The 25,884-nt window shown below is 72.2% G+C and carries 18 protein-coding genes; 3 read left to right on the forward strand and 15 right to left on the reverse strand.

Going from position 1 to position 25,884, the window contains the following annotated elements; all coding sequences use genetic code 11:
* Positions 1 to 17: 17 nt before the first annotated feature.
* Together ACZ5ID_RS22975 and ACZ5ID_RS22980 are read right to left on the reverse strand one after the other, a co-directional pair.
* Entirely contained in the window at positions 18 to 1,040 is a 1,023-nt protein-coding gene (locus ACZ5ID_RS22975; RefSeq protein ID WP_468900940.1) for a DNA polymerase Y family protein, read from the reverse strand.
* Positions 1,037 to 4,528 carry a DNA polymerase III subunit alpha gene (locus ACZ5ID_RS22980; RefSeq protein WP_468900943.1) on the reverse strand — a complete coding sequence of 1,164 codons (3,492 nt, stop codon included), beginning with the start codon at positions 4,526 to 4,528 and terminating at the stop codon, positions 1,037 to 1,039. Before ACZ5ID_RS22980 ends, ACZ5ID_RS22975 begins: the two co-directional genes overlap by 4 nt.
* 171 nt (positions 4,529 to 4,699) lie before the next feature.
* Between ACZ5ID_RS22980 and ACZ5ID_RS22985 the strand changes: the two genes are divergently transcribed.
* Positions 4,700 to 5,734: a DUF3533 domain-containing protein gene (locus tag ACZ5ID_RS22985; protein ID WP_468900945.1), complete on the forward strand. Its 1,035-nt coding sequence runs from the start codon at positions 4,700 to 4,702 to the stop codon at positions 5,732 to 5,734.
* 126 nt (positions 5,735 to 5,860) lie between these two features.
* On the opposite strand, the gene ACZ5ID_RS22990 is transcribed toward ACZ5ID_RS22985, so the two are convergent.
* The 5 genes from ACZ5ID_RS22990 to ACZ5ID_RS23010 form a co-directional block, all read right to left on the reverse strand.
* Positions 5,861 to 7,513, reverse strand: coding sequence for a dipeptide ABC transporter ATP-binding protein (locus ACZ5ID_RS22990; protein WP_468900947.1), 1,653 nt, complete (start codon positions 7,511 to 7,513; stop codon positions 5,861 to 5,863).
* Complete coding sequence (locus tag ACZ5ID_RS22995; RefSeq protein ID WP_468900949.1) at positions 7,510 to 8,502, reverse strand: ABC transporter permease; 993 nt, start codon at positions 8,500 to 8,502, stop codon at positions 7,510 to 7,512. Before ACZ5ID_RS22995 ends, ACZ5ID_RS22990 begins: the two co-directional genes overlap by 4 nt.
* A 7-nt stretch (positions 8,503 to 8,509) precedes the next feature.
* Positions 8,510 to 10,291, reverse strand: a complete 1,782-nt coding sequence (locus ACZ5ID_RS23000; protein ID WP_468900951.1) for an ABC transporter substrate-binding protein — start codon at positions 10,289 to 10,291, stop codon at positions 8,510 to 8,512.
* Between the two features lie 50 nt (positions 10,292 to 10,341).
* Positions 10,342 to 11,259: an ABC transporter permease gene (locus tag ACZ5ID_RS23005; RefSeq protein WP_468900953.1), complete on the reverse strand. Its 918-nt coding sequence runs from the start codon at positions 11,257 to 11,259 to the stop codon at positions 10,342 to 10,344.
* 196 nt (positions 11,260 to 11,455) lie between these two features.
* Positions 11,456 to 12,376, reverse strand: coding sequence for a slipin family protein (locus tag ACZ5ID_RS23010; protein ID WP_468900956.1), 921 nt, complete (start codon positions 12,374 to 12,376; stop codon positions 11,456 to 11,458).
* 212 nt (positions 12,377 to 12,588) lie between these two features.
* On the opposite strand from ACZ5ID_RS23010, the gene ACZ5ID_RS23015 reads away from it, so the two are divergent.
* Positions 12,589 to 13,458, forward strand: coding sequence for an alpha/beta fold hydrolase (locus ACZ5ID_RS23015; RefSeq protein WP_468900959.1), 870 nt, complete (start codon positions 12,589 to 12,591; stop codon positions 13,456 to 13,458).
* Between the two features lie 84 nt (positions 13,459 to 13,542).
* On the opposite strand, the gene fxsT is transcribed toward ACZ5ID_RS23015, so the two are convergent.
* From fxsT to fxsA, 5 genes are read right to left on the reverse strand one after another with little or no spacing between them, the layout of a single operon-like run.
* Positions 13,543 to 17,478, reverse strand: a complete 3,936-nt coding sequence (fxsT, locus tag ACZ5ID_RS23020) for an FxSxx-COOH system tetratricopeptide repeat protein (RefSeq protein ID WP_468900962.1) — start codon at positions 17,476 to 17,478, stop codon at positions 13,543 to 13,545.
* Positions 17,462 to 18,802, reverse strand: coding sequence for an FxsC protein (gene fsxC / locus ACZ5ID_RS23025; protein ID WP_468900965.1), 1,341 nt, complete (start codon positions 18,800 to 18,802; stop codon positions 17,462 to 17,464). Before fsxC ends, fxsT begins: the two co-directional genes overlap by 17 nt.
* Positions 18,803 to 18,862: 60 nt before the next feature.
* A complete protein-coding gene (locus ACZ5ID_RS23030) occupies positions 18,863 to 19,678 on the reverse strand; it encodes an AAC(3) family N-acetyltransferase (RefSeq protein WP_468900968.1) in 816 nt (271 codons plus the stop codon).
* On the reverse strand, positions 19,671 to 21,917 hold the full coding sequence (gene fxsBH / locus ACZ5ID_RS23035) for a radical SAM/SPASM protein FxsBH, inactivated beta-hydroxylase extension form (protein WP_468900970.1): 2,247 nt from the start codon (positions 21,915 to 21,917) through the stop codon (positions 19,671 to 19,673). Before fxsBH ends, ACZ5ID_RS23030 begins: the two co-directional genes overlap by 8 nt.
* Before the next feature lie 27 nt (positions 21,918 to 21,944).
* The gene (fxsA, locus tag ACZ5ID_RS23040; RefSeq protein WP_468900973.1) at positions 21,945 to 22,112 is read right to left on the reverse strand and encodes an FxSxx-COOH cyclophane-containing RiPP peptide; all 168 of its coding nucleotides are present in this window, start codon (positions 22,110 to 22,112) and stop codon (positions 21,945 to 21,947) included.
* Positions 22,113 to 22,354: 242 nt separating this feature from the next.
* Between fxsA and ACZ5ID_RS23045 the strand changes: the two genes are divergently transcribed.
* The gene (locus tag ACZ5ID_RS23045; protein ID WP_468900976.1) at positions 22,355 to 23,260 is read left to right on the forward strand and encodes a DUF4231 domain-containing protein; all 906 of its coding nucleotides are present in this window, start codon (positions 22,355 to 22,357) and stop codon (positions 23,258 to 23,260) included.
* A gap of 17 nt (positions 23,261 to 23,277) precedes the next feature.
* On the opposite strand, the gene ACZ5ID_RS23050 is transcribed toward ACZ5ID_RS23045, so the two are convergent.
* The 3 genes from ACZ5ID_RS23050 to ACZ5ID_RS23060 all read right to left on the reverse strand — a co-directional run bounded on the left by ACZ5ID_RS23050 (position 23,278) and on the right by ACZ5ID_RS23060 (position 25,799).
* Complete coding sequence (locus ACZ5ID_RS23050; RefSeq protein WP_468900979.1) at positions 23,278 to 23,757, reverse strand: hypothetical protein; 480 nt, start codon at positions 23,755 to 23,757, stop codon at positions 23,278 to 23,280.
* A 159-nt stretch (positions 23,758 to 23,916) separates the two neighbouring features.
* Positions 23,917 to 24,816: a S1 family peptidase gene (locus tag ACZ5ID_RS23055; RefSeq protein ID WP_468900982.1), complete on the reverse strand. Its 900-nt coding sequence runs from the start codon at positions 24,814 to 24,816 to the stop codon at positions 23,917 to 23,919.
* Positions 24,817 to 25,010: 194 nt separating this feature from the next.
* The gene (locus ACZ5ID_RS23060) at positions 25,011 to 25,799 is read right to left on the reverse strand and encodes a DUF1684 domain-containing protein (RefSeq protein WP_468900985.1); all 789 of its coding nucleotides are present in this window, start codon (positions 25,797 to 25,799) and stop codon (positions 25,011 to 25,013) included.
* Positions 25,800 to 25,884 lie beyond the last annotated feature (85 nt).

A 25,884-nucleotide genomic window follows, 5' to 3' on the forward strand; every position in this document is an offset into this window, starting at 1 on the left:
GTACGGCCGGACCGGTGTCAGGCGGCGTCGGCCCGCGGGCCGTCGGAGGCGGCGGCCGGGGCGGGCCGCGCCAGCGCCCCCGGCATGATCGCGGCCGGGCCGAAGCGGGCGCGGGCCCGGTCGGCGACCGCTTCGATCCGGCGGGCCCGGTCGTCCACGGGGTCGAACGTCAGCTGCCGGGAGGCCTGCCGGGCGGGGACGAGCCCCTCGGCCCGCAGGGAGACGCTCCGGACGCGGGCCCGCTGGAGGCCGAGCGACTCATGGATCGCGTAGGCCGCCGCGATGAGCGCCGGGGAGTGGGCCGTGGGCTCGCGCAGGGTGCGGCCACGGGTGGTGGTGGAGCGGTCGGCGTACCGGACGGTGAGCGTCAGGGAGCGGCACACCTGCTCCGTGCCGCGCAGCCGGACGCCCAGCTCCTCCGCGAGGGAGAGCAGCGCCCGGCGCTGGCGGTCACGGTCCACCTCGTCGCGGGGGAAGGATCGTTCGGCGCCGAGGGAGCGGGACGCCGCGCTCGGGACGACGGGGGTGCGGTCGATGCCCAGGGCCCGTTCGTGGAGTTCGCGCCCGGCCCGCGCGCCGACGATCCGCTGGAGGGTGGCGAGCGGGGCGGCGGCGACCCTGCCGATCGAGTCGAGCCCGTACGAGCAGAGGGTGCGGGCGGTCGCGGGGCCGACCCCGTCCAGCGCCGCGACGGGCTTGTCGGTCAGGAACCGGGGCACCTCCTCCGGGGGCAGCACCAGGGTCGCGCCCGGCCGGGCGCCCCGGGCCGCCATCCGGGCCAGCATGGGGTTGGGCCCGGCCCCGATGGTGCAGTCCACCCCGCGGTGGGCGAGCGCCCTGACCCGGATGACGGAGGCGAGCTGGGCCGCGTTCCACCCGAAGTACCGCTCGGCGCCCCGCACATCGACGAGCGCGGCGTCCGGCGGGAGGGCCTGGACGACCGGGGTGAGACCGCCGAGCATCGCGAGCAGACCGGGGAGGGCGGCCTCGCAGCCGCCGGTGTCCCCGGACGGCACATGGAAGCGGACGCAGAGGATCATCCCGCACTCCCCCGGCTCTGGTGCCACAGCTTCCGGCCGGTGGCGGCGGGTTCACCGGCGGGCCGGAGGTCGGCCCAGGGGTTCAGCCGGTAGCCGGTGGGCAGCTCGATGCGGCGCCCGTCGTCGCTCTCCCCGCCGGGCGTCCCCTCGCCGTCCCCGCCGGCGCCCTCGTCTGCGTCCTCGCGGTCAGGGGCAGGGGCCGACAGCCGGGCGGCGACCGCGTCCAGGCCGCCCTCGCGGCGCAGTTCGGCCAGCTCGGCCAGGTTCCAGGCCGCGGCGCCCACCACGCTGAGGCTGCGCGGCCCGCGCCGCTGCACCACTCCGCGTACCAGCAGAAGCCAGGAGTGGAAGACGGTGTGGGCGCAGGCGGCGTGGCTGTCGCCGAAGAAGGCGAGGTCGACCAGGCCCGTCCCGTCGTCCAGCGTGGTGAAGATGACCCGCTGCCCGGACCGGACGGGCGGGGTCTGGGTGGCCGCCTTGGCGCCCGCGACCAGGACGGTCTCCCCGTGCGCGGCGTCCCGCAGCCGCTTGGCCGAGACCACGCCCAGCTCCTTCAGGAACGTCTCGTGGTCCACCATCAGATGGCGGGAGGCGTCCATGCCGAGGACGCCCAGCTCGGCGCTGAGCCGCTCCGCCTCGTCGAGGTCGGGCAGTCCCGCGCGGGCCGTCCGCCGCCCGTCGCCGAGCGGGAGCTGACCGCCGCCGGACCCGGCCGCCCGCTGGGCGCGGTGCAGTTCGGCGAGGTGCAGCAGCAGGTCGCGCCGGTTGCCGCCGAACGCGTCGAGCGCGCCGACCTGGGCGAGCCGTTCGGCGACGGGGCGGCTGGGCCTGGCCCGCCGCCAGAAGTCGAGCAGCGAGGAGTAGGGCTGCTCCTGTTCGATCCGGGCGGTCTCGGCCTCGCTGATCCCCTGGACGTCCGCGAGGGCGAGGCGGAGCCCCCAGGTCCGGGAGTCGGACACCAGTTCGATGCGATGGACGGCCGCCGACCGGTTCACGTCCACCGGCAGGATCGGCACCCCGCGCCGCCGCGCGTCCGCGAGGAGCAGCCGCTTGGGGTACATCCCGGGGTCGTGGGTGAGCAGCCCGGCGTAGAAGGCGGCCGGGTGGTGGGCCTTCAGCCAGGCCGACTGGTAGGTCGGCACGGCGAAGGCGACGGCGTGCGCCTTGCAGAAGCCGTACGAGCCGAAGGACTTGATGATCTCCCAGGTGCGCTCGACGACCTCGGGCGGATACCCGCGCCCGGCCGCGCACGCGGTGAACCAGACGCGGATCCTCTCCTGCGACTCGGGGTCGGAGAGGGCGCGCCGCGCCTGGTCGGCCATGGCCCGGTCGCAGCCGGTCATGACGGCCAGCATGTTGATGATCTGCTCGTGGAAGACGACCACGCCGTAGGTCTCCCCCAGGACGTCCGCCAGGTCCTCGTGCGGGTGGCGCACCGGGGCCCGGCCGTGGCGCGCCTCGATGAACGGCCGGACCATGTCGGCGGCGACCGGTCCCGGCCGGAAGAGCGAGATGTCCACGACCAGGTCGTGGAAGGTCGAGGGCTGGAGCCGCCCGATCAGATCGCGCTGGCCCGGCGACTCGATCTGGAAGCAGCCGAGCGTCTCGGCGGAGCGGATGAGCCGGTAGGTCGGCAGATCCCCCTCCGGGACCTGGCGCGGGTCGTCGAGGTCCGGTGTGCGGCCGGTGGTGCGGCCGATCTCGGCGACGGCGTGCGCCATCGCCGACTGCATCCGCACCCCCAGGACGTCCAGCTTGAGCAGGCCGAGGTCCTCCACGTCCTCCTTGTCGAACTGGGACATGGGGAACCCCTCCCCGCTGCTCGCCACCACCGGGGTGCGGCGCAGCAGGGTGATGTTGGAGAGCAGCACCCCGCACGGGTGCATGGCGATTCCGCGCGGCAGCCCGTCCAGCGCCTCGACCAGCTCCCACAGCCTGCCGTGCCGCCCCTGCTCCGCCGCGATCTCGCGCAGCTCCGGCAGTTCGGCCATGGCGGTGCGGGCGTCGCGGGCCCGGATGTGCGGGAAGGACTTGGCGATCCGGTCGATCTCGGCCGGGTCCATCGACAGCGCGGCGCCCACGTCGCGTACGGCGTGGCGGACCCGGTAGGTCTCGGGCATGGAGACGGTGGCGACCCGTTCGGTGCCGAAGCGGCCCATGATCGCGCGGTAGACGTCGAGGCGGCGGGCGGACTCCACGTCGATGTCGATGTCGGGCAGCACATAGCGCCGGTGGGACAGGAAGCGCTCCATCAGCAGGCCGTGCTCGACGGGGTCGGCGTGGGCGATGCCGAGGAGGTGGTTGACGAGCGACCCGGCGCTGGAGCCGCGCGCGGCCACCCGGATGCCCATCTCCCTTACGTCGTCGACGACTTGGGCGACGGTGAGGAAGTACGCGGCGAAGCCGTGGAAGGCGATGACGTCCAGCTCCCGGTGCATCCGCTCCCAGTACGCGCGGTCGCGGTCGTAGCCGCGCAGCACCATGCCGGCGGCGGCGCGGGAGGCGAGGACCCGCTGCGGGGTGCGGTCGGCGGCGCCGACGAGATGGGGCTCGGGGAAGTAGCTGTACGTCTTGATGCCCAGCTCCCGGGCGGGGTCGACCCGGCACGCGGCGGCGCTCTCCTCGGTCGTGGCGAGCAGCCGGTGCGCGGCGTCCCGGCGGAACCCGGCGGCCTCGGCGACCCGCTCGGCGGCGCGGGCCATGGCGGCCGGGTCCTTGAGCCAGCGCTCGCCGCTGTCCAGCCCCCGGCGCGGGTCGACGGGGACGAGCCGGCGGGCCGCGTCCAGGACGTCGGCGACCGGCCCGAGCCCGGCGTCCGCGTACCGCACGGCGTTGGTCAGCACGGCCGGCACGCCCTGCTCGGCGGCGAGGCCCAGGGTGCGGGCGGCGAGCCGCAGTGAGCCGGGCCCGGTGCCCGCGCGCCCGTGGTGCACGACCTCAAGCCGCAGGGCGTCGCCGTACAGCTCGCGCCAGGGCGCCAGGAGGCGTACGGCGAGGTCCGGGCGGCCGGCGGAGAGTGCCCTGCCCACCTCGGAGCCGGGTCCGAGCAGCACGGTGAGCCCTTCGGCGGGCAGCGCGGACCAGGACAGGACGGGCGGCCCGTCGGCCGTGTGGGCGGCGGTGATCAGCCGGCAGAGCTCCGCCCAGCCGGTGGCGCCGTCCCGGGCGAGGAAGGTGGCGCGCGGCGCCGACTCGTCGACGAAGGCGCCGCCCCGCACCGGGGTGCGCGGGCGCCGGGCGGGAGCGCTTCCCTTCGCCGGTTCGAGGGGGTGTTCCGGGACGGCCAGGTCGGTGCCGAAGAGCGGGCGCACCCCCTTGGCCGCGCACGCCTTGGCGAAGCGCACCGCGCCGGCGAGGGTGTCCCGGTCGGTGAGGGCGAGCGCGTCCATCCCCAGGTCGGCGGCGCGCTCGACGAGCCGTTCCGGGTGGGAGGCCCCGTACCGCAGGGAGAAACCCGAAACCGTGCGCAGATGCGTGAAGCCGGGCATCCGCACCTCCTGGACCGATCGTTCTCACTTCCCCCTCCTTTCACCATAGACCAATTTCGAACGCACGTACGACACAGATGTTCGATGCGGATCGGGGCGCTCCGCGCGACGGGTCAGCCGTTCGGCTCAGCCCCGACTGCGCCGCCCTGCGGCTCCCCGGAGCGTGAGGACATGACGTTCGTCGACGAGGTGAAGAGCGCCGTCACGGTGCGGGCCGCGCTGCTGGTCATCGGGGTACTCGGGCTGATGGTCGCGTTCATCGCGTCCTACGCCGGGGCCTTCCACAACCCCAGACCGAAGGACGTCCGGTTCGGGGTGGTCGCGCCCGCCGCGGTCAGCGACACGACCGTGGGGCGGCTGAACGCCCTCCCCGGTGGCGCGCTGGACGCCCGCGCGGTCAAGGACACGGCCACCGCCACCCGGAAGCTGCGCGACCGCGACCTCGACGGCGCGCTGATCGTCGACCCGAGGTCCACCACCGACACCCTGCTCGTCGCGGGCGGCGGCGGGGCGTCCCTCTCCCAGGCCGTCGAGCTGGTCGTCACCTCGGTGGAGAAGGCCGGGCACCGGAGCGTGAAGGTGATCGACGTCGCCCCGGCCGACCGGCAGGACGCCCGGGGCCTGTCCTCGTTCTACCTGGTCGTCGGCTGGTGCGTGGGCGGCTATCTGTGCGCCGCGATCCTGGCGATCAGCCATGGCGCCCGGCCCGCCAACATCCAGCGGGCGGTGATCCGCCTCGCCGCCCTCGCGGTGTACTCGATCGCCGCCGGGCTGCTCGGCGCGCTGATCATCGGGCCGGTGCTGGGCGCGCTGCCGGGCAGCTACCCGGGCCTGGCGGGGCTGGGCGCGCTGGTCGTGTTCGCGGTCGGCGCCACCACCCTGGCCTTCCAGGGGCTGGCCGGGATCATCGGCATCGGTCTCGCCATCCTGGTCGTGGTGGTCCTGGGCAACCCGAGCGCGGGCGGCGCCTACCCGTATCCGCTGCTGCCGCCGTTCTGGAAGGCGATCGGCCCCGCGCTGCCCCCGGGCGCCGGCACCTGGGCGGCGCGCTCCATCGCGTACTTCCGGGGCAACGCGGTCACCGGCCCGCTCCTGGTGCTGTCGGCGTGGGCGGTGGCCGGGGCGGCGGTCACCCTGGTCATGGCCGGGCTGCGCAAGAGGGACGAAAACGCGGGGAACGACCCACTGGAGGTGGGCACCCCCTAAGGGGCGTGAGGCACCGCGCGACCAGCCACAAACGGCCCGCAGCCAAGAGACCACCCGATAAGGGGCGCGGGGAACTGCGCGACCGGCCCCCCACCAGCCCGCACCCGAAAACGCCCCCCACGCGCCCTAATACGCCGCAGCCAGCAACCCCTTCGTGTACTCGCTGGACGGCGCGTCGAACACCTGATCCCGCTCCCCGCTCTCCACCAGCACCCCACCCCGCATCACCGCGACTTCGTCGCACACGTGCCGCACCACCGCCAGGTCGTGCGAGACGAACAGGAGCGAGAGGCCGAGCTCGTCGCGCAGGTCCATCAGCAGGTTCAGCACCTGCGCCTGTACGGACACATCGAGCGCCGACACCGGCTCGTCCGCGATGACCAGGCGCGGGCGGACCGCCAGCGCCCGGGCGATGCCGATGCGCTGGCGCTGGCCGCCGCTGAACTCGTGCGGATACCGGTCGAGCCGGTCCTCCGCGAGCCCCACCTGCTTCAGCAGCCCCGCGGCCCGCTCCCGCCGCTCGTCCCGGTCCATCCGGGTGTGGGCGCGCAGCGGCGTGGTGACGATCTCCTCGACCGTGCGGCGCGGGTTGAGCGAGGCGTACGGGTCCTGGAAGACCAGCTGGACGTCCCGGCTCAGCTCGCGGCGCAGCGCGGTGTCGCGGGCGGCGTCCGAGACGTCCCGGCCGTCGAAGCGCACGGTCCCGGCGGTGGGCCGCTGGAGCCCGGCGAGGACCCGGGCGGTGGTGGACTTGCCGGAGCCGGACTCCCCGACCAGACCGAGGGTGCGGCCGGGCTCGATGCGCAGGCTCACGTCCCGTACGGCCACCACCGGCTCGGGCCGGCGCACCGACAGACCGCGCCTGCCCGGGAACTCGACCCGGATTCCGGTGAGTTCGGCGAGAGGCGGGCCGTCCACCACGGGCGCGGCGGGCCGCGGCGGGGTCACCGGCGCCGGCTCGTCGACCGTCGCCAGCCTGCTGCCCGGCACCGTGGCCAGGGTGGGGGCCGCCCCGGTCAGCGCCCGGGTGTAGGGGTGCGAGGCGGCGGCGAGGAGCCGGGCCGTCGCCCCCTCCTCGACGATCCGGCCGTTCCGCATCACCGCCGTACGGTCGGTGAACTCGCCCACCACGCCCATGTCGTGGCTGACGAACAGCACGGCAGTGCCGTTCTCGCGCCCCAACTCGGCGAGCAGATCGAGCACTTGGCGCTGCACCCGGGCGTCGAGCGCGGTGGTGGGCTCGTCCGCGATGACCACGTCCGGTGCGTTGATCAGCGCGGCCGCGATCATCACGCGCTGGCGCATCCCGCCCGAGAACCGGTGCGGATGGTCCCTGGCCCGGGCGGCCGCGATCCCCACCCGCTCCAGCATCGCGGCCGCCCGCTCCCGGCCCTCGGCCCGCGAGGCACCCCGGTGGTGTATCCGGTAGGCCTCCGCGAGCTGCGCCCCGACCGTGTGGAAGGGGGAGAGCGCGGCGAGCGCGTCCTGGAACACCATCGCGATCCGGGAGCCGCGCAGCCCTCGCAGCCGGGACTCGGGAGCGCCGACCACCTCGGTCCCGGCCACCTCGACGCTGCCCTCGATCCGGGTGCGCGCGGGGTCGTGCAGGCCCAGGGCGGCGAGCCCGACGGTGGACTTGCCGGAGCCCGACTCCCCCACCAGGCCGAGCACTTCACCGGCCTTGACCTCCAGGGAGACCCCCTCCACGGCCCGTACGAGCGCGCCCCGCGGGCCGGTGAAGGAGACGGACAGGTCGCGGATGCGGAGCACGGCACTCATACGAGTCTCACTCTCGGGTCGAGCCGCGCCACCAGGAGGTCGGCGAGCGCGACGAACACCACCACGAAGAAGGCGGCGAGCAGGACGGTCCCGACGACCGTGGGCAGGTCGTTCTGGACGACGGAGTCGACGGCGAGCTTGCCGATGCCGTCGATGCCGAAGACGGTCTCGGTGATGAAGGCCCCGCCGAACAGCGCCCCGGCCTCCAGGCCGAGCAGTTGCACCAGCGGGGCTCCGGCGCCGCGCGCGGTGTACTTCAGATGGGCGCGCAGCGTGGACAGGCCCCGGGCGCGGGCGGTGCGGACGTACCCCTCGTGCATCGCCTCCAGCATCTGCGCCCGCGCGAGCCGGGCGAACACGGCCGCGTTGACGAAGCCGAGGACCAGCCAGGGCAGTGCGAGCCCGGCCGCCCAGGCCCCGGGCGAGGAGCCGAAGGGGGTGTAGCCGGGCACCGGCAGCGCGCCCGTCGCGTACACAAGGAGGTACTGGAGGGCGTAGCCGAGGAAGTAGATCTGCACGCTCGCACCGACCAGGGTGAAGCCGGACAGCAGCCGGTCGGTGCGGGTGCCCCGGCGCAGCGCGGCGGTGAAGCCCACGCCGACGCCGAGCACCACGATCACCACCAGGGCGCCCGCCGCGAGCGACAGGGTCGCCGGGAAGCGGTCCTCGATGGCGTCGAGGACCGGCTGGTGCAGGGCGTAGGAGTAGCCCAGGCAGGGCGCCGGGCAGTCGATGGGGCTGCCGTCGACGTCGGTGATGGTGCGGCCCGCCACCAGGCCGCCCAGATAGTCGCCGAACTGGGCGGCGACGGGCCGGTCCAGGCCCATGCTGTGGCGTACGGCCTCGACCTGCCCGGTGTCGCACTTGGGTCCGCAGGCGATGAGCGCGGGGTCGGAGGGGGCCGCGAAGAACAGCCCGAAGGCGGTGGCGGTGATCGCGAGGAGCACCGCCACGGCCTGCAGGGCGCGTCGGACGACGTAACCGGTCATGGGAGGGTCAGGACTTCTTCAGGTAGAGGTCGGCCGCGGCGACGGAGCCGTAGATCGGGTGGATGGCGGCGCCGCCGATGTTCTGCCCGCGGAACTGGGTGACGGCGGCGTAGAGGAACGGCACGACCGGCACGTCCGCCATGACGACCTGCTCCAGGTCGATGAGCGCCGCGGCCTTCTGCCGTGCGTCCCCGATGGTCCTGATGCGATCGAGTTCCCTGTCGACCTTCGGGTTGCTGTAGCGGGTGCCGTTGGAGAGGGCGTCCAGACGGCTGTCGAAGCTGTCGGGCAGCAGGGTCGCCGGGGTGGGCCAGTCGACCGAGTTGGTGGACATCCACAGGTCGTAGGGGGCGGGCCCGCGGGAGACCTCCTTGGTGAACGCGGCCTTGTCCAGGGGCTTCACGACCAGCTTGATCCCGGCCTTGCCGAAGGCGTCGACGAGGACCTGGGCGAGCCGGTCCTTCTCGGGCGCGTCGGCCTCGTAGGCGTAGGTGAGCGTGTCCACCTTGGTCTTCGCCTTGGCCAGGTGCTCCTTGGCCTTCTCGATGTCGCCACTGGGCCTGACCGGGTAGAGGTCGTACTTCTTCCAGCCGACGACGGCGGGCGAGGAGAGCGTGGTGGCGAAGTCGCCCAGGCGCGGGCCGCCCAGCACCTGGCGGGCCTGCTCGCGGGGGAAGAGGTAGTGGATGGCCTTGCGGACCTCGGGGTCGGTGACCCGGCTGTTCTTGATGTAGAGGTCGCTGGTGTAGGCGCCCTGGCTCCCCGACACCAGGAGCGCCTTCTTCTTCGGGTCGCGCTCGGCCTGCGCGTACAGCTCCGGCGGTACCTCGCTGTTGGTGCTGACGGTGTCCGGCCCGGCGCCGCGCCCGTTGAGGACCTCCTGCGCAGTGTTGAGGATCTTCTTGCCGAAGGTGAACTCGAAGCGGTCGGCGTACTGGTGGCGGATCGGGTCGGTCTCCGCCTTCCAGTGCGGGTTGCGCTCCAGGGTGAGCGACTGGTTCTGCTTGTGCTCGACGATCTTGTACGGGCCGGTGGCGAACGGGTGGGTGTCGTACGCGGTGCCGGTGTCCTTGTCCGCGCGCACCGGCGAGGAGGAGGACTGGGCGGCCATGTACGGCACGTCGGACTGCGGCTCGGGGAAGTGGAAGACGACCGTCTTGGCGTCGGGCGTCTCGATGGCGTCCAGGCCGCCGCTCTTGGGCCCGGCGTACTTCTTGACGGCGGCGCTGCGGTCCTCGGAGCCGGTGAGCCACTCGGGCCAGTAGCTGGGGCCGAGTTCGAATCCGGGGGCGAAGGTGCGCTCGATGCCGTACTTGATGTGCTCGGAGGTGATCGGCTGCCCGTCCTCCCAGGCGATCCCGTCCTTGAGCGTGTACGTCCAGGTGCGACCGCCGTCCGAGGAGCGGCCGGTGTCGGTGGCCAGGTCGCCGACCAGGACCGGCTTGCCGTCGACGACTTGATATTGCGTCAGCTGGCGGCCCCACAGCAGCGAGGTGCTGTAGCCCTCGCCCGCGTAGATCTTCTGCGGGTCGAGGTGGCTGTAGTCGTTGAGGTTGGCGACCTTGACGGTGCCGCCGGACCGCGCGCCCGTGACGGCGGGGGCCGGGCCCAGGCTGTCCTTCGCGGTGCCCAGGGCGGCGGTGAGCCGCTGCCCGCTCCTGACCTCGGCGGGCTTGGCCCCGCCGTCCCCGTCGCCCTTGCCCGCGCCCGCCGAGCAGGAGCAGAGCAGCAGGGCGGCGGCGGTGGCGAGAGCCGGAACGGCTGCGGTGCGCGGGCTGAATCTGGACATGACGAACTCCGGTGTGACAGAAGGTGGTCGAGCGGGAGAAGGTGGTGCGGTCAGCGGGCGGTACGGGGATCGAGGGCGTCCCGTACCGCGTCACCGAGCAGGTTGAAGGCGAGGACGAAGACGAGGATCGTCACGCCGGGGAAGACCATGTAGGTGGGGTCGTCATAGAAGACCTCCGCGCCTCGGGAGATCATCCGGCCCCAGTCGGGAACCGGCTCGTCGATGCCGACCCCCAGATAGGAGAGCGCGGCCTCGGCGGTGACGATGCCGGGCAGCGTCAGAGTGACGTTGACCAGGATCGGCGCCCAGATGTTGGGCAGCAGCTCACGGACGAGGATGTGCCACCGGCTCGCTCCCGAGGCGCGCGCCGCCTCGATGAACTCCCGCTCCCGCAGGGACTTCACGGTGGTGCGCAGCACCATGGCGAGCGGCACCCACCCGAAGGCGGCGAACACCAGGATCAGCACGGTGAACTGCATCCAGACCGGCTCGTTCTCGCCCGGGTCCACGAACCGGGTCTTGACGACCGGGCTCAGCGCCAGCAGGAGCAGCAGGGTCGGGAAGGCGAGCAGGACGTTGCAGACGAAGGTGAAGGCCCGTTCGGCGAGCCCGCCGAGGTAGCCGACGACGAGGCCGAGCACGGTGCCGAGCAGCGCGATGACGGCGGTGGCGGCGACCGCCACGACGAGCGACGTCCGCATCCCGTACAGGAGCTGGGCGAGGACGTCGCGCCCGAGCCCCGGCTCCAGGCCGAACCAGAACTCGCCGGAGATCCCGCCGTTGGGGAGCACCGGAAGCCCTTCGGGGCTGAGCAGTCCGGGGGTGTTCTGCCCGTAGTGCTCGGTGGCGTTCTTGCCGTAGAGCGCGGTGATCAGGGGTGCGGCCAGGGCGAGGACGACGAACAGGAGCACCGCGCAGAGCGCCGCCATGCCGGTGCGGTCGGCCCGCAGGGCGCGGATCGTTGACATGGCCGCTATTAGAGCCAGCGCCCGGACGCCCGGCAAATCGGGTTCGGGGCCCGCTGCGGCTTTGCGAAGTGCTTGTGTCGTACGTCCTGTTGGTGTCACATGGCCGCAATATTCCAGCCATGATCATTCGGCCGAAAAGGGGCGAATCACCCTCCGTCGGCGGCTCGCGCCTTCACAGGTGAGACTCTGCTCACAATCATGGAATCGAATGCGGCTCTACTGGTGGACCTTCCATTCCAAGATCCGAGTGGGCCTGCGCCCCTGGAGCTTCCGGAGCGGAGGCTTCCGCCCCGACCGATTCGGCCCCGACCGCTTCCGCCGCGACCGCCTCCGCCGCGGGCGCTTCCCCCGCGGGCAGCGGGGTCGCCCGCTCCAGGAACCGAAGGAGCTCCACCGGGAACGGCAGGACCAGCGTCGAGTTCTTCTCCGCCGCCACCGCCACCACCGTCTGGAGCAGCCTCAGTTGGAGCGCCGCGGGCTCCTGCGACATCACCCCGGCCGCCTCGGCCAGCTTCTTCGACGCCTGGAGCTCCGCGTCCGCGTTGATCACCCGCGCCCGGCGCTCCCGGTCGGCCTCGGCCTGACGGGCCATCGACCGCTTCATCGTCTCCGGCAGCGAGACGTCCTTGATCTCCACCCGGTCGATCTGCACGCCCCACCCCATCGCCGGGCTGTCGATCATCAGCTCCAGCCCCTGGTTGAGCTTCTCGCGGTTGGAGAGCAGATCGTCGAGGTCGCTCTTGCCGATGATCGAACGCAGTGAGGTCTGGGCCATCTGGGAGACCGCGAAGCGGTAGTCCTCGACCTGGATGACCGCGTCCGCCGGGTCGACCACCTTGAAGTAGATCACCGCGTCCACCCGGACCGTGACGTTGTCCCGGGTGATTCCGTCCTGCGCCGGGACCGGCATCGTCACAATCTGCATGTTCACCTTGTGGAGACGGTCGGCGAACGGAAGGATCAGGGTGAATCCCGGGCCCCGCACCGACCCCCTGAGTTTGCCCAGCCGGAAGACCACACCGCGTTCGTACTGCTTGACGACCCGGGCCGCCGCCATCACATACACGATGCCGGCGGATCCGACGGCCACGGCCGTCGCCACCAATGCCTCGACCATCACGGCCCCCAAGGGTCCGAATCGGACGTGTACTTCGACGGTAACTCCGCTTCCGCCCCGGGGGGAGTCCCGGTCACACTCCACTGAATGGGTAAAACGCGGACGGGAGGGGAATGCCGCAACAGTCGATGCCTGTATACGGCAAACGAAATGGGCGGTACGGGGACGGGCCCGGCGATCGGTGTCGCGATCCACTACCGGAGGGGGCACGCGTGCGCGGTCGGGTGCGAGCGGCCGACGGCCGGCATCTGATGGTGGAGCGCTTCGGGGACCCGCGGGGCAGGCCGGTCTTCCTGCTGCACGGCACCCCGGGCAGCCGTCTCGGCCCCGCGCCGCGCGGCATGGTGCTCTACCAGCGGCGGATGCAGCTGATCGCCTACGACCGGCCCGGCTACGGCGGCTCCGACCGGCTGGAGGGCCGCAGCGTCGCCGACGTCGTCCAGGACGTGAAGACGATCGCGGACAGCTACGGCCTGGAGCGGTTCGCCGTCGTCGGCCGCTCCGGCGGCGCCCCGCACGCCCTGGCGTGCGCGGCCCTGCTGCCCGAGCGGGTCACCCGCACCGCGGCGCTGGTCACCCTGGCGCCCCGGGACGCGGCCGGGCTCGACTGGTTCGACGGGATGACCGCCTACAACGTGGAGGAGTACACCGCCGCCACGCTCGATCCCGAGGAGTTCGCCGCCCGGCTCATCCCGCGCTCCGACGAGATACGCAAGAACCCCATCCGGCTCCTGGACGAACTGCGCCACGACCTCACCCATGCCGACCGGATGGTGGTCAAGGACGCGGGCGTGCGCTCCATGCTGCTGCGCAACTACCAGGAGGCGCTGCGCACTTCGGCGTACGGCTGGATCGACGACGCGCTCGCCCTGAGCAGCCCGTGGGGGTTCGACCCCGCCGACATCATCGGTGAGGTACTGCTCTGGCACGGAGTCAAGGACGTGTTCTCCCCGGTCGGCCACTCCCGCTGGCTCGCCGAACGCATCCCGGGCGCGACGGCCGTCCTGGAGCCGACCGCCGCCCACTTCGACGCGCTGCACGCCCTGCCCGCCATCCTCACCTGGCTGATCGAGGAGGACTGAAGAACGCGCGGCACCCGGTGAGGGGAGCCGGTGCGATCCCTCCGGTCGCACCGGCCGTCCCCTCGGCTCACACGGCCCCTCGGCTCACACCGCCAGCGGCTCCAGGTCCCGCTGCACCCGGCGCTCGTCCCGGGCGATCCGGACGAACGCGTGCTCGTCGCCGAGCAGGCGCTGGAGCTCCTCCACGGCCTCCGTCCGCACGTGCGACGCCTCCTCCTTGCGGCCGAGCGCGTCGAGCGTCACCGACATGTTCGACGCGCAGGCCAGCGTCTCGGGATGGTGCGCCCCCAGCACCTCCCGCAGCCGCGCGACCGTGCTGCGCTCGATCTCCAGGGCGCTCTCCAGATCACCCATGTCGGCCTTCACGTTGGCGAGGTTGATGGTCGCGAACAGGGTGTGCGGATGGTTGTCCCCGAGTATGTCGCGCATCGTCCCGATGGTGTTCGCCAACAGGGTGTCGGCGGCGTCCAGCGCCCCGCAGCCCCACTGGTAGATGCCCAGGTTGTTGGTGGCCGCCAGGGTGTACGGATGCCGCTCCCCCGGCACCTTGATGTACTGGTCGACGACCTCCTGGGCGGCGTCCCGGGCCGCCGCCGGGTCCCCGGCCGCGAACAGGTCGGCGGCCATGTTGAGGTCGCAGGCCAGCCAGTCGGGGTTGGCGGAGGTGTACTTGGCGCGGTAGCGGTTGCGGGTCGCGGTGGTCAGCCGCCGCGCGTCCTCCAGCCGGCCCGCCCGGCGCAGCGACACGGCGAGGCTCTTGGCCGCCGCCAGGGTGCCCGGGAAGGCCCGCCCCAGCTGCTGCTTGTAAAGGTCGTAGGTCCGGCTGAGCAGCGCCACCGAGTCCTCGTAGCGCCCGATCTCCCGCAGGTCGCGGGCCAGGTTCATGGCGGAGGAGAGGGTGTAGGGGTGCTCCGGGCCCAGCACCTCGGTGCGCCGGTCGTAGACGTCCTGGTCGAGCTCGCGGGCCCGGGCGTACTGACCGAGCATGCGCATGTTGAGGGCGAGGTTGTTGGCGGCGGCGAGCGTACGCGGGTGCGACTCGTCGAAGATCTGCCGGAACCCCTCGTGCGCCTCGGTCGCCAGCTCCATCGCCCTGCTGTACTGGCCGAGCGCGCCGAGGTCCATCGCCAGGGCGCTGGTGGTCATGTACGTGTGCGGGTGCGAGGCGCCCAGTACCTCCGTCTGGCGCGAGAGGGTCTCCTCGTCCAGCTCCATCGCCTCCACGTAACGGCCGCGGGAGCGCAGGATGTTGGAGAGGTGGAAGCGCAGGTACAGATACTGGAGGTCGTTGGGCCCCAGCTTCTCGCGCCACTCCTCGCGCAGGTCCTCGGCGAGGTTGGCGGCGGCGTTGAAGTCGCCGCGCTTCCACAGGTAGCGCACCCGGTCGATGAGGAGCCGGCGGGTCTCCGGCTCGTCGCAGAGCCGCGCGCCCGAGGGGGTCAGATGCGGCCAGATGGTGTTGAACTGCGCCCAGGTCTCCGGGTTGTCGATCGGCTCGTCGGCGTCCGGCCGGGCGCCCGCGAGGATGCGGTGGACCGCGTGCCGGGCGTCCATCTGCTCCTCGTCGCTGAGCTGGGCCCGGATCACGGCCTGGACGAGCCGGTGCACCTGGATGGAGCTGCCGACCTGGTCGACCTTGGCGAGGGCGAACCGGCCGATCTCGCGGATGACCCGGCCGAGCACCAGCTTCTCCTGGAGCGTGGCGTCGTACGGCTTGAGGGCGTCGATCATCTCCTTGCTGTAGAGGAGGTTGGCGGAGATCGGCTCGGGCGCGAAGAAGGCGCAGAGCTGGAGGAGGCGGACGGCCGCCGGTGAGCGCTGTTTCAGCCGCTCGATGGAGACGTTCCAGGTGGCGGCGACCGGCTCGGGGTAGCCGGCGGGCTGGTTGAGGGCGAGGACGCTCGGGGCCTGCTGGGCGAGCTGTTCCAGATAGGCGGCGACCGGCGTCGCGGTCTCCGCGATCCACGCCGCCGCCTGCTCGACGGCGAGCGGCAGGTCGCCCACCGCGGTGGCGACCTGGTCGGCGTCGTCCACGGTGAGTCCGGGGGCGCGCCGCTGGAGGTGCTCGATGGACTCCTCGCGCAGGAACACGTCGACCGGCAGCGCGTCGCCGTACTGCGACCAGGTCTGGTTCCTGGAGGTCACCAGGACGTGGCCCGGGCCGCCGGGCGGGAAGAACTTCTTGAGCTGCTCGGGGTCGTCGGCGTTGTCGAAGACCAGCAGCCAGCGCGAGGTGGGAACCCCGCGCCGCAGCAGGTCGATGGCCTCGCGGGAGGCGGAGTTCATGTCGTCGCCGCCCTGTACCCCGAGCCGTACACCGAGCTCGGCGAGGCCTGCCACCACGTCGTCGGGCTGTTCGGCGGAGATCCACCAGACTAGGTCGTAGTCGGCCATGAACCGGTGGACGTACTCCAGGGCCACCTGGGTCTTGCCGACGCCGCCGAGTCCGTACAGCGTCTGCGGCTGCGGCAGGACGACGGCGAGGCCGCCGCCGAGCTGGTCGCGCATCCGCTCCAGGACCAGCGAGCGGCCGGTGAAGCCGGGGTTGCGCGGCGGCGCGTTCCAGATCTTGGGGACGGTGCCGGGGAAGCGCGGTCCGGGCGCCACCCCGTCGCTGATCTGCACCGGCCGCTCCAGGGCCCGCAGCAGGGCGGTGGTGGCGTGCACCTCATCGAGGCGGAACAGGTCGACGGGGTTGCGGTCGATGTAGGGCGCGGTGAGCCGGACGTCGCCGACGCGCAGCGGCAGCAGCTGGCGGCGGGCGCCCGAGGGGTCCTCGGCGGCGGCCCGGGACCAGATCTCCACGGCCCGGGCCGACTTGAGGTAGGCGCTGGAGAGCAGGACCACGGTACGGGCGGCGTTCTCGGCGGCCACCGCCTCCCCGTCGGCGCTGCTGGGCTCGGCCGACACGTCGCGGGGCACCACCCGGAACCCGGCCCGGGTCAGCACGGACTCGATCCAGTCGGCCCACATCCGGTTCTCGGCCACGTAGCTGAGGAACAGATCGGCCGGAAGGGCGGGCCTGCGCCGGGTGAAGGCGTCGCGGATGCGCAGCCGGATCTCCTCGTTGACGGTGGGCATCGAGGTGATCCGGCCCTCGGTGACCACGGCGGCCAGCCGCTCGAAGGCGGAGAGCAGCGAGTTGGACAGCCCGGCCTCGTCGCCGAAGGTCGCCAGCGTCTCCTCGTAGGCGTAGTAGGGGCGGTACGGGATCTCCACCGCGCCCCAGTACGCGGTGAGTTCGTCACCGGAGAGGGCCGCCGGGAAGCGGTCGAACTTGAGGCGGGCGAGGGCCCGGCCGGCGTCCGCCTTCTCCTTCTCGCCCTCGTCGATGCGCATCGGGACCGGCAGGATGCGGATGTTCTGCCCGCTGTAGCGCTCGTCTATCTGGCGGGCCACCGAGGCCGCTCCGTCGATGGACTGGTCGCTGAGGGTGAAGCAGTCCACCAGGACGTCGGGGAGGTGGACGGTGCAGATGTCGGCGATGTCGCTGAGGCCGGTGCGGCTGTCGATCAGGACGTAGTCGTAGTTCTCCTTCATGTCCTCGCGCAGGGCGTCGAAGAAGTGGCCGCCGCCGAGCCGGTCGTAGAAGTTGTCCCAGTCGAAGGTGGAGACGGTCGCCGAGTACTCGCGGTTCTGCCGGCCGGCGGAGACGAAGTCCAGCGTGCCGCCGTCGGGGAACTGCCAGCCCAGCGCCTCGGGTGTGAGCGAGACCGCGTGCGGCTGGATGCGCGCGTAGTCGCGGTGCCAGTCGTCCGAGCGCGGCACGGGACTGGTGGCCGCCCAGGCGTATTCGGTGATGAGGTCGATGACCCCGGTGGTGGCACCGAGCGTCGAGGGGTCGAGGAACGGGTGGAAGAAGCGGTGCAGCCCCGGGGCCTCCAGGTCCCAGTCCACCGCGAGGACCCGCTTGCCGTTGGCGGCAAGGATCCAGGCCGTGTTGGCGAGGGCCATGGTGCGGCCCGTACCACCCTTGTACGAGTAGAACGTGACGATGCGTCCGTCACGACTGGCTGTCATCCGTCTCCTCCGCATCGGGCGCGTGATCGAGCCTGTCGGGGATGTACTGCGTGGTGCCGAAATCGGTGCCCATCGGCCCGACCAGGCGCGGCCGTTCGGTGTGCCCGCCCCCCGCGGGCGGGTAGACCGTCGCGTGTCTCAGATACTGCTGTGCCGCCGCCTCCACGACCTGGGGCAGTATCTGCCCGAAGGCCTCCATGCTCGGTACGCCCTTGGCGGCGGCCCGGCAGGCGGCCCGCCCCTGGCGCATCTTGGACGGCATGGTCTCTTCCAGCCGGCGCGACAGCTCCGCCTCCGCCGCCCGGCTCTGCTGGTCGTCGCGGTTCCAGGGGACGACCACGCTCACCCAGGGCCGGTGTTCGGCGTCGAAGGCCGCGAGCCGGGCCCGCCGGTCCTCGTCCTCCAGCGCCCACCGGTCCACCAGCAGGATCTCCGGCCGTGAGGGGGGCTGCTTGCCGTCGAGGTGCAGCACCTCCTCGTCGAAGGAGGAGACGGTCGTCTGGTAGTTGAGCGAGCGCACCATGTCCTCCGCCACCAGGCCCAGCGGCCGGGCGGAGAGGGGGTGGTAGGGGTTCCACTCCAGCGGGCTGTCGCCGTAGTACGCCTCGTCGCGGCCCTCGGGCAGCTCGTGGCGGGTCGGCGCGGCCACGGTGACGTGCATCGGGCGGGGGCCCTCGCCCGCGGACGCGCCGAAGGCGCTGGGCGCCAGCCGGTAGTCGACGTGGCGGCCGGGCCGGATCGCGGTGGCGTCGGCGACGCTGACGATCCGCTTGGCGAGCTCGTAGACCGCGCGTTCGTACTCCTCGGCGAATATGCGCAGTTTGATCAGCCCGTAGAGGCCGTCGGTGACATAGCGGTCGCCGAAGGCCCGGTGGTTGAACTGCAACCGCTCGGCGGGCCCGGGCAACTGCTCGGGCGGGACCGGCACCCACAGGGCCGGCACGATCGCCTCGGCCGGGCGGTTGGTATAGGCCTGGTGCTGGATGGTGCGCTGCTCGAACGCGTACCACTCGCGACCGCACATCTCGCTCGCGAAGTAGCGCGGCGAGAACAGCGGCACGAACACCCGGCAGGAGGCGAGGACTTCGCCGAGACGTTCCGACCAGCCCTCGCCGGACCGTATCTCCCAGTCCATGAAGCCGGCGGACGCACCGGCGGGCAGGTCGGTCATGGCCATCACATGACCGCAGAGATCACGGAAAAGCCGCTCCACCCACATGTCGGGGTCCGGGCCGCCCGCCCCGTACCTCGGCGTGTGCGCGTAACTCAGAAAGAAGTAGGGCCGATGTTGGTCGGCCGGACGCGGCTGCGCTGATGCGTGCACACGACCCCCGTCCTGCAGTATTGAAGAACATCATTCCGGAGCGCACGGCGCTCCATCCCCTCACCGTTCGGTCAAACAAGGCCGCTTTTCGGCCATCCAGCCCACCGCATGGTCCACCGCCCTCTTGATCGAGAACAACCGGGCGGTCCGTCGTCCCAGCGGCCACTCCCTGCGCATTTCTTCCGGAAGGTCGGCCCCGACGGCTTCGAAGTCGCTGTCGTCGAGATCGACGTCGGGATAGTGGAACCATCCCCGCCGCCCGCTTTCGTCCCGCACCACACAGCTGTACAGCTTCTTGGGCGGATTCCGCCGATATCGGTATTCCGCGAGATGAAAGGCGCTGCAGACACCGAATCCCACATTGATCATGAGCACCCGGGCGTCCGCGTGATAGAGAGCCGCCAGCGGCGACCTCTCCCCCAGATGGCAGTCGGGTTCATGGCCCTCCATCAGCTCCAGGGCGCGGCACCCCCAGGCCGCGAAGGACGTCTGGGGGTGGGTGCTGCGCACCGCCCCGTCCGAGGTCCGCACCCACTCCGCCAGCCGGCCCATGCCCTGACTGCGTGTCCGGTCCGGGTCGAAGGGCTCCATCCTGCGCTTGAAGTCCCGGTACGCGGGCGTGTGCCGGACGCCGCGGGCCCGCCGCAGATGGGAGGTGGAGGTGAGCGAGTTCTCCGGCGTGAAGGCCGGAACCACCAGCGTGCCCTTGAGCGGCCCGCCGACCGCCGCGCGCAGGGCTCTCCCCACCGCTCCCGGGCCGTGCCCCAGACCGCTCATGGAGGCGTGCACGAGGAGGGTGTCCCCCTCCCCGACCCCCATGGCGGCCAGGTCGTCGCGTAAGGCGCTCTCCGGCACTGCTCGGGCTCGCTCATCCACGGGCTGCCTCTTCCCACTCCAGCAGGACATCGGCGACCAGCCTCTTCCCGCTCACGGTGAGTTCGGCCGCCTCCTGAAGAGCTTCCAGCGCGCGCCGGGTCTCCGCCAGAGTGCGTGCGCTTCTGTCGTACGCGGCGACCGCCACCCGCTCATATGTTTCGGCCAGCAGGACCGGAACCGGTACGGGCTCCCGCTGCCGGCCGGTCCGGTGGTGCGGGCCCTCGTCCGGCGCGTACAGGTCCGTCACATCGCGCAGCGCCCGGAACCGCGCCCTGCGGAAGCCCCGCAGCAGCCCCAGCGCCAACGCGTCCCCCGTGAGCCCCACGGGCACCCCCAGCGCCCCGTAGCCGTGCCGCCCGGCCACCGTCTCACCGGCGCCCACGAGCGGGGTGAGCGTGGTCAGTCCGGCGGCGGCGTCCGCCGCGTGGCCCGGCACCGCGGCCGAAAGCAGCCCCCAGGCCGCGGCCAGGCGCCCGCTCCACTCGTCGGCCTCGGCCAGTCCGAGCCGGGGCAGCACCGCGGTGCCGAAGCAGTCGCGGTAGGGATCGAGGTCGTCGAGCGCGGTGTCGGGTGCCCCGTCCCGGCCCAGCCCCCGCACCGGCAGCCAGTCGCCGCACGGCTCGCGCGGGCACTCCACCTCCCGCTCGAAGCGCCCGCCCCGCACCCCCCGGACACGAAAGCCCTTCTCCGCCGGGACCACCTCCGCGTGGCCGGACACACCCGGGTCCGCGACCCTCAGCTCCCCGAGGGTGGGCAGCGTCAGCCGACCGTCCTCGTACCCCACGGTGACGGGGAGGTCGAGCCTGCCGCGCACGGCCGCAGCGGCGGTGTAGGCGGCCAGGCGGCGGGCGTGGGCGAGAGCGTCGGGGCGGTCCTCGCGCAGCGCCTCCAGGGCGGTGAGCAGCCAGCCGCGCGCGTAGGGGTGGGCGAGCACCTCGTCGAGGGCCGGCCCGTCCACGAGCGCGGTCAGCCGCCAGGCCTCGGCCCACTCGGCGCCACCGCGCCCGGCCAGATCGGCGTGGAGGCGGGCGAGCAGGGTGCGGGTGAGGTCGTGCTCGGCCGCGACGAGCTCCACGGGGTCGCTCAGGGCCGCGGGGACGAGCCGGGCCGCCGTACGGGCCTCGATGCCCCGTACCAGCGCCTCCAGGTCCGCGCAGTAGACCGAGGGCCCGTCGAAGGCGTCCCGGCCCGCCGCCTCGTTCGCCGGGCGGTAGCGGTGGGTGTAGAGCCCGCCGCCGCAGGAGCGGACGACCGGGCACCGCCGGCACTCGGGCCCCACCCCGGCGAGGCCGAGCTGGCGCACCCGTACGCCCGGGTGGGCGGCGACCTCGTCGAGGGAGTGGCGGAAGACGTCGAAGCCGGTGGCGGCGGCGCCGTCGTAGGCGCTCTTGAGCGAGTCGACCTGCTCCAGGGTGCCGTCGGTCTCCACCACGACCAGGTCGGTGGGGGCCAGGCCCAGGGACTCGGTGAGGCTGGGACCGCCGTTCAACGTCGACAGTACGGACTCGAACAGCCGGACCGGAACCGGCCTGCCCTGTTCCTCCCACCGGTCGAAGACCGCGAGGAGCCATTCGGCGTACTCGGTCGGGGAGCCGCGGGGCCGGGCCGGTGGCGCCGCCCAGGTGGCGTGCGGCAGCAGGTAGTCGATGCGCGGCGGGTCCAGGGCGATCAGCGCGTCATGGACGGCGACCGGGTCGTTGGCCACGTCGATGGTGCAGAGCAGCCCGAGGAAGAGATGGCGGTAGCGCTCGCTCCGGAGCAGTTCGAGGGCTCTGAGGACCAGGGGATGACTGGTGCGGCCGTCGGCGAAGCGGCGGTGGCGGTCGTTGGCGGACCTGTCTCCGTCCAGGGAGACGCCGACGCGTACGCCGAACTCGTCGAAGAGGTCGAGGTAGCGGGGGCTGAGCTGGAGGCCGTTGGTGTGGATGCGCAGATCGAGCTCCGCGACGCCGTCGAGGGCGGCGGTCAGCTCCTCGCAGACCTTTCGCAGCCGCGCCGGTCCCGCCAGCAGCGGCTCCCCTCCGTGCAGGATCACTGACACGGAGGGCAGTACGTGTTTCCCGGCGTGCTCGGCCAGTCGTCGGGCCGTCCGGGAAATCGCCTCGTCGGAGATTGCCTTGGGGCGGGTACGCCAACTCTGATCAGGTGCTTCGTAGATATAGCAGTGATCGCACGCAAGATCGCAGCGGCTGTGGACCTTGAGCACGATCTCGCGGAATGGGACCACGGGTCCAGTCATTCCGCCAGTCTAGGGCTCTCCGACTGTCTACAGCGCCGAGTTGAAGGTCGACGCCTGAACCGGGCGGCCGTTGGAGGAGGGGAGCACGCGGCCGATCTTCCGGGCGGCGTCGGCGCCGCGGACATCGATGTCGGCCAGGGGCACACGGCTCTTCTTCGCAGGGGCGAAGGAGAGAGAATTCACGGAGGTCTTCACGGCCGTCCTTGGTGGGTAATTCCTGCATGTGGACAGGGGGACCGACGACATGCACCGTTGCAGTGTCGGCGGCACGACTTTACTCTCTTGGCCACTGTTGGCAACTGAGCACGACCGCTTGCCCCGAACGCCTGACCCGGTATGGCGGAAGGTGTACGGAACAAGGCGTTCCACCGAAAGAGTGATGAACAAAACCGCAGACAGGGGTGGATGTGACGGCGATTCCCGGACCTCTGCAAAGCATGGTCTTCCGCAATGCCGACCTGCCGGGTCTCTTCCACCACGCGGACTCCCTGGCCATAGGGCGTCAGCGGGCCGCGGTGAACGACACCCGCTGGCAGCTCTGCCTGCTGGTGGCGGGGGCGGCACTGGCGGTACTGCCGTGGAAGATGACGCTCGGTGGTGACTTCCAGCTGGCGAGCGCACTCAGCGCACTGGCGTACGCGGGGGTGCTCGTGGTGAGTTTCCGCGCCACCCGCGGACACGCGAAATCGCATTGGCAACTGAATCGTTCGGCGGCCGAGTTCATCAAATCCATGTGCTGGCGCTATGCCGTGCACGGGACCCCCTTCGATTCCCACGCCGCCGATCCCGAAGGTCTGTTCACCCTCCGTCTGGAGGAAGGGCTGCGCGAACTGCGCCGGGTCGGCTGGCGCGATCCGCGCGAGGAGGGGGCGTCGGACCTGGCCGCCGCCCCGCTCATCACCGCGCCCATGCGGGAGTTACGGGCGAAGGCGTTCGCCGTACGCAAGGAGACGTACGTAAGGGACCGTCTCATCGAGCAGCGCAACTGGTACCGGCGACGGCAGGAGGCGTCCCGGCGGGCCACCGCGCTGTGGACCACCGCCATCACCCTGCTCACCGTTCTCGCGTTGCTCTTCGCGACGCTGCACATGTTCGGCGCGGCCGAGGGCGTCAAGGCCGCCGGACTGCTCTCGGCCACGGCGGCGGCGTGCCTGGCGTGGAACGAGATACGCCGCCACCAGCCGCTGATCTCGGCCCACTCGCTGGTGGAGCAGGACCTCAAGGCCATGCACGTGGCCATGGAGAACACCGTCAGCGAGCGCGACTGGCCGGCGGCGGTCTACGAGACCGAGCGGGTCGTCTCGCCCCAGCACACCGACTGGCTGGCCCGGCTCCGCAGTTGACCGTCCCGCGAGGGGCGTCAGGGGCGCCGCACCCCGTCGCACCACACCACCGTGACCGACTTCCCCAGGCTGCGGGCGTACTGGACGATGTCGCCCGTGCCGCCGAGCCCGCGCGCGGGCCGGCCGTCCCAGACGGCGACCAGCCGGTCGCAGTTGTCCGCGATATAGGCGCCGGCCGCGTAGTAGGCCTCGTCCGTGGCGTGCGGGAAGTCCATCCGGACCTCCTGTGCGGCCTGCCCCTTCAGCCCCTGGTAGCGGGCGAGTTCGCCGGGCTCCGCGAAGCCCGTCTCGTAGTCGCCGCTGGGAATGACGACGGTCAGGGAGGCCCCGCACTCCAGGGCGATGGCCGCGAACAGCTGGTCGGCGCCGACCGCGAGGCTGGAGAGCACCTCCAGGGAGCCGTCGTAACCGCACAGCAGGCTCCGCAGGCCCGCGCGGATCTCCCCCAGCGCCTCGGAGGGAATGTCGCGGTGGCCGGTCACTCCGATGCGTTTCACTGACTCACCCCGTGGGTCCGGTCCCTCTCCGCCGTGAACATCCTCCCAAAAAGGCGCATCCCGTCCAGCCGACATCGGCCATCGGGCGCAGGGAACGAGCCCCCGCCCGGTGGCCGGACGGGGGCTCTTCGCTGCCGGGGCAGCGCGGGCGTTCAGCCGTCAGAAGAGGCTGACACCATAGGCGTTCATGGCCTCGACCACGGGCTGGAAGAAGGTCGTGCCGCCGGAGGAGCAGTTGCCGCTGCCGCCGGAGGTGAGGCCGAGAGCCGTCGAGCCGGCGTAGAGCGGGCCGCCGGAGTCACCGGGTTCGGCGCACACCGTGGTCTTGATGAGGCCGTACACGATGTCGCCGTTGCCGTAGTTCACGGTGGAGTTGAGCGCGGTGACCCGGCCGCTGTGGATGCCGGTGGTCGAGCCGCGCCGGGTGACCGTCTGGCCGACGGTGGGGTTGGCCGCGCTGCTGATGTGCTGGCTGCCCACGGCGCTCGGGTGGGACAGCGAGGTGTTGCTGTATTGCACGAGGCCGTAGTCGTTGCCCGGGAAGCTGGTGCCGACCGTCGGGCCGATGCTCGTGGTGTGCGACGAGCTGGTGTAGTAGTCGGGGTAGCCCTCGGTGCAGTGACCGGCCGTCAGGAAGTAGTAGGTGCTGCCCTTCTTGACGTTGAAGCCGAGGGAGCAGCGCCAGCTCGGCGCGTAGATGGCGTCGCCGCCGGAGAGCAGTTTGCTGAACTTGCCGGCGGTCCGCTCGACGCGTATGGCGGACGCGTTGACGCCGGCCTGCCTCTTGATCCTGGCTATGTCGGCCTTGCTCACGGTGGAGTCGGCGGTCACGACGACCGTGTGGGTGGCGGGGTCGATGTTCCAGGCGGTGCCCGCGACATCGGCGCCGAGGACGGCCGAGCTCGCGGCGGAGAGCTGGGTGGCGCTGAACACCTGGGACGGGGTGGCGCTCGCGGTGGGGACCGCGAGGGCACCGGCGGCGAGCAGCCCGGCGGAGAGGGCGACTGCCTTGGTGCGTCTCGCGAGACCGCGGGTGGGGGTGGTGCGCTTGATCCTCACTTCTGTTCCTCCCGAGGGGAATCGAGGGGCCCGGGTCGGGTGGGGGGACCCCGTGAGGCGCAGCCGGAGCTGGGGCAGCACTGGTGAGCGCAAGCCGTGCTCCTGACAAGCGCTGGGAGGGAGTATTCGGCCGCCCGGCCGTGGCGCGCAAGGGCGCCTTTCGGCCGGGCGGTTGGGGTTTCGAAGGCTGTGGATCAGCGGGTGAGGACGGTCCGCTCGCCCGCGGTGACCGCCGGGGCGAGGGTGTTGCCGGGGGGCGGGAAGGGGCAGATGAAGTGTTCCGCGAAGGCGCACGGCGGAAGCAGCGCGCGGTTGAAGTCCACCGTGAGCCGGCCGTGCGCGTCCGGTGCGCCGGGGCGCAGGAAGCGGAACCGGAAGGTCGAGTCCCCGCTGGTCGCGTCGGCGAACACCGCCCAGAGCGCGCCGTCGTCCTCGACCGCCACCTGAAGGGTGTGCTCCCGGCCGTCGAGCGTGAAGACGAGCTCCCCGCCGAGGCCGAGCCCGCGCTCGACACCGTCGGCGTTCGCCACCCGCACGGTCCGCGCCTCGCCGTACGGGCGGAAGACGGCGGGCACCGCCCAGCTCGGGTCGTACGGGAAGGCCTCGATGCCCGCGAAGGCGCGGCGCCGCTCGGCCCCGGGGTCCCAGACCCGTACCGCCCACAGCCCCTCGCGGCGCAGTACCACCAGCCGCCGCGCGCCCTGAGCCAGCCGGGATGCGGCGACCGGCGTGTGGTCGGCGGTCAGCCGTGCCTCACCGGTGAAGGGCTGTCCGTCGAGGGCGATCCCGTCCTCGGAGCTCGCCGTGAGCACCAGCGCGTCGTCTTCTTCACGCCAGACGCCGGGCACGGCCGGAATTCGCCCCTCCACCGCGTCGGCGAGCCAGTGGGTACCGGTCAGGGCCAGTGGGCCGTGGGGCGCCGAGACGGACTCGACACGCCTTTCGTGCCAGTTCTCCCATTCCTGTGCCGCGTCCGAGCTCATGGTGTTCGACCCTTTCGTACGGGGGTGGGCAGGCCCCGGTGCGAGCGCGGTGCCGGGCCGGAGTATTCCGTACGGAGGCCTTCGG

Source organism: Streptomyces sp. NPDC031670, from assembly GCF_055580545.1.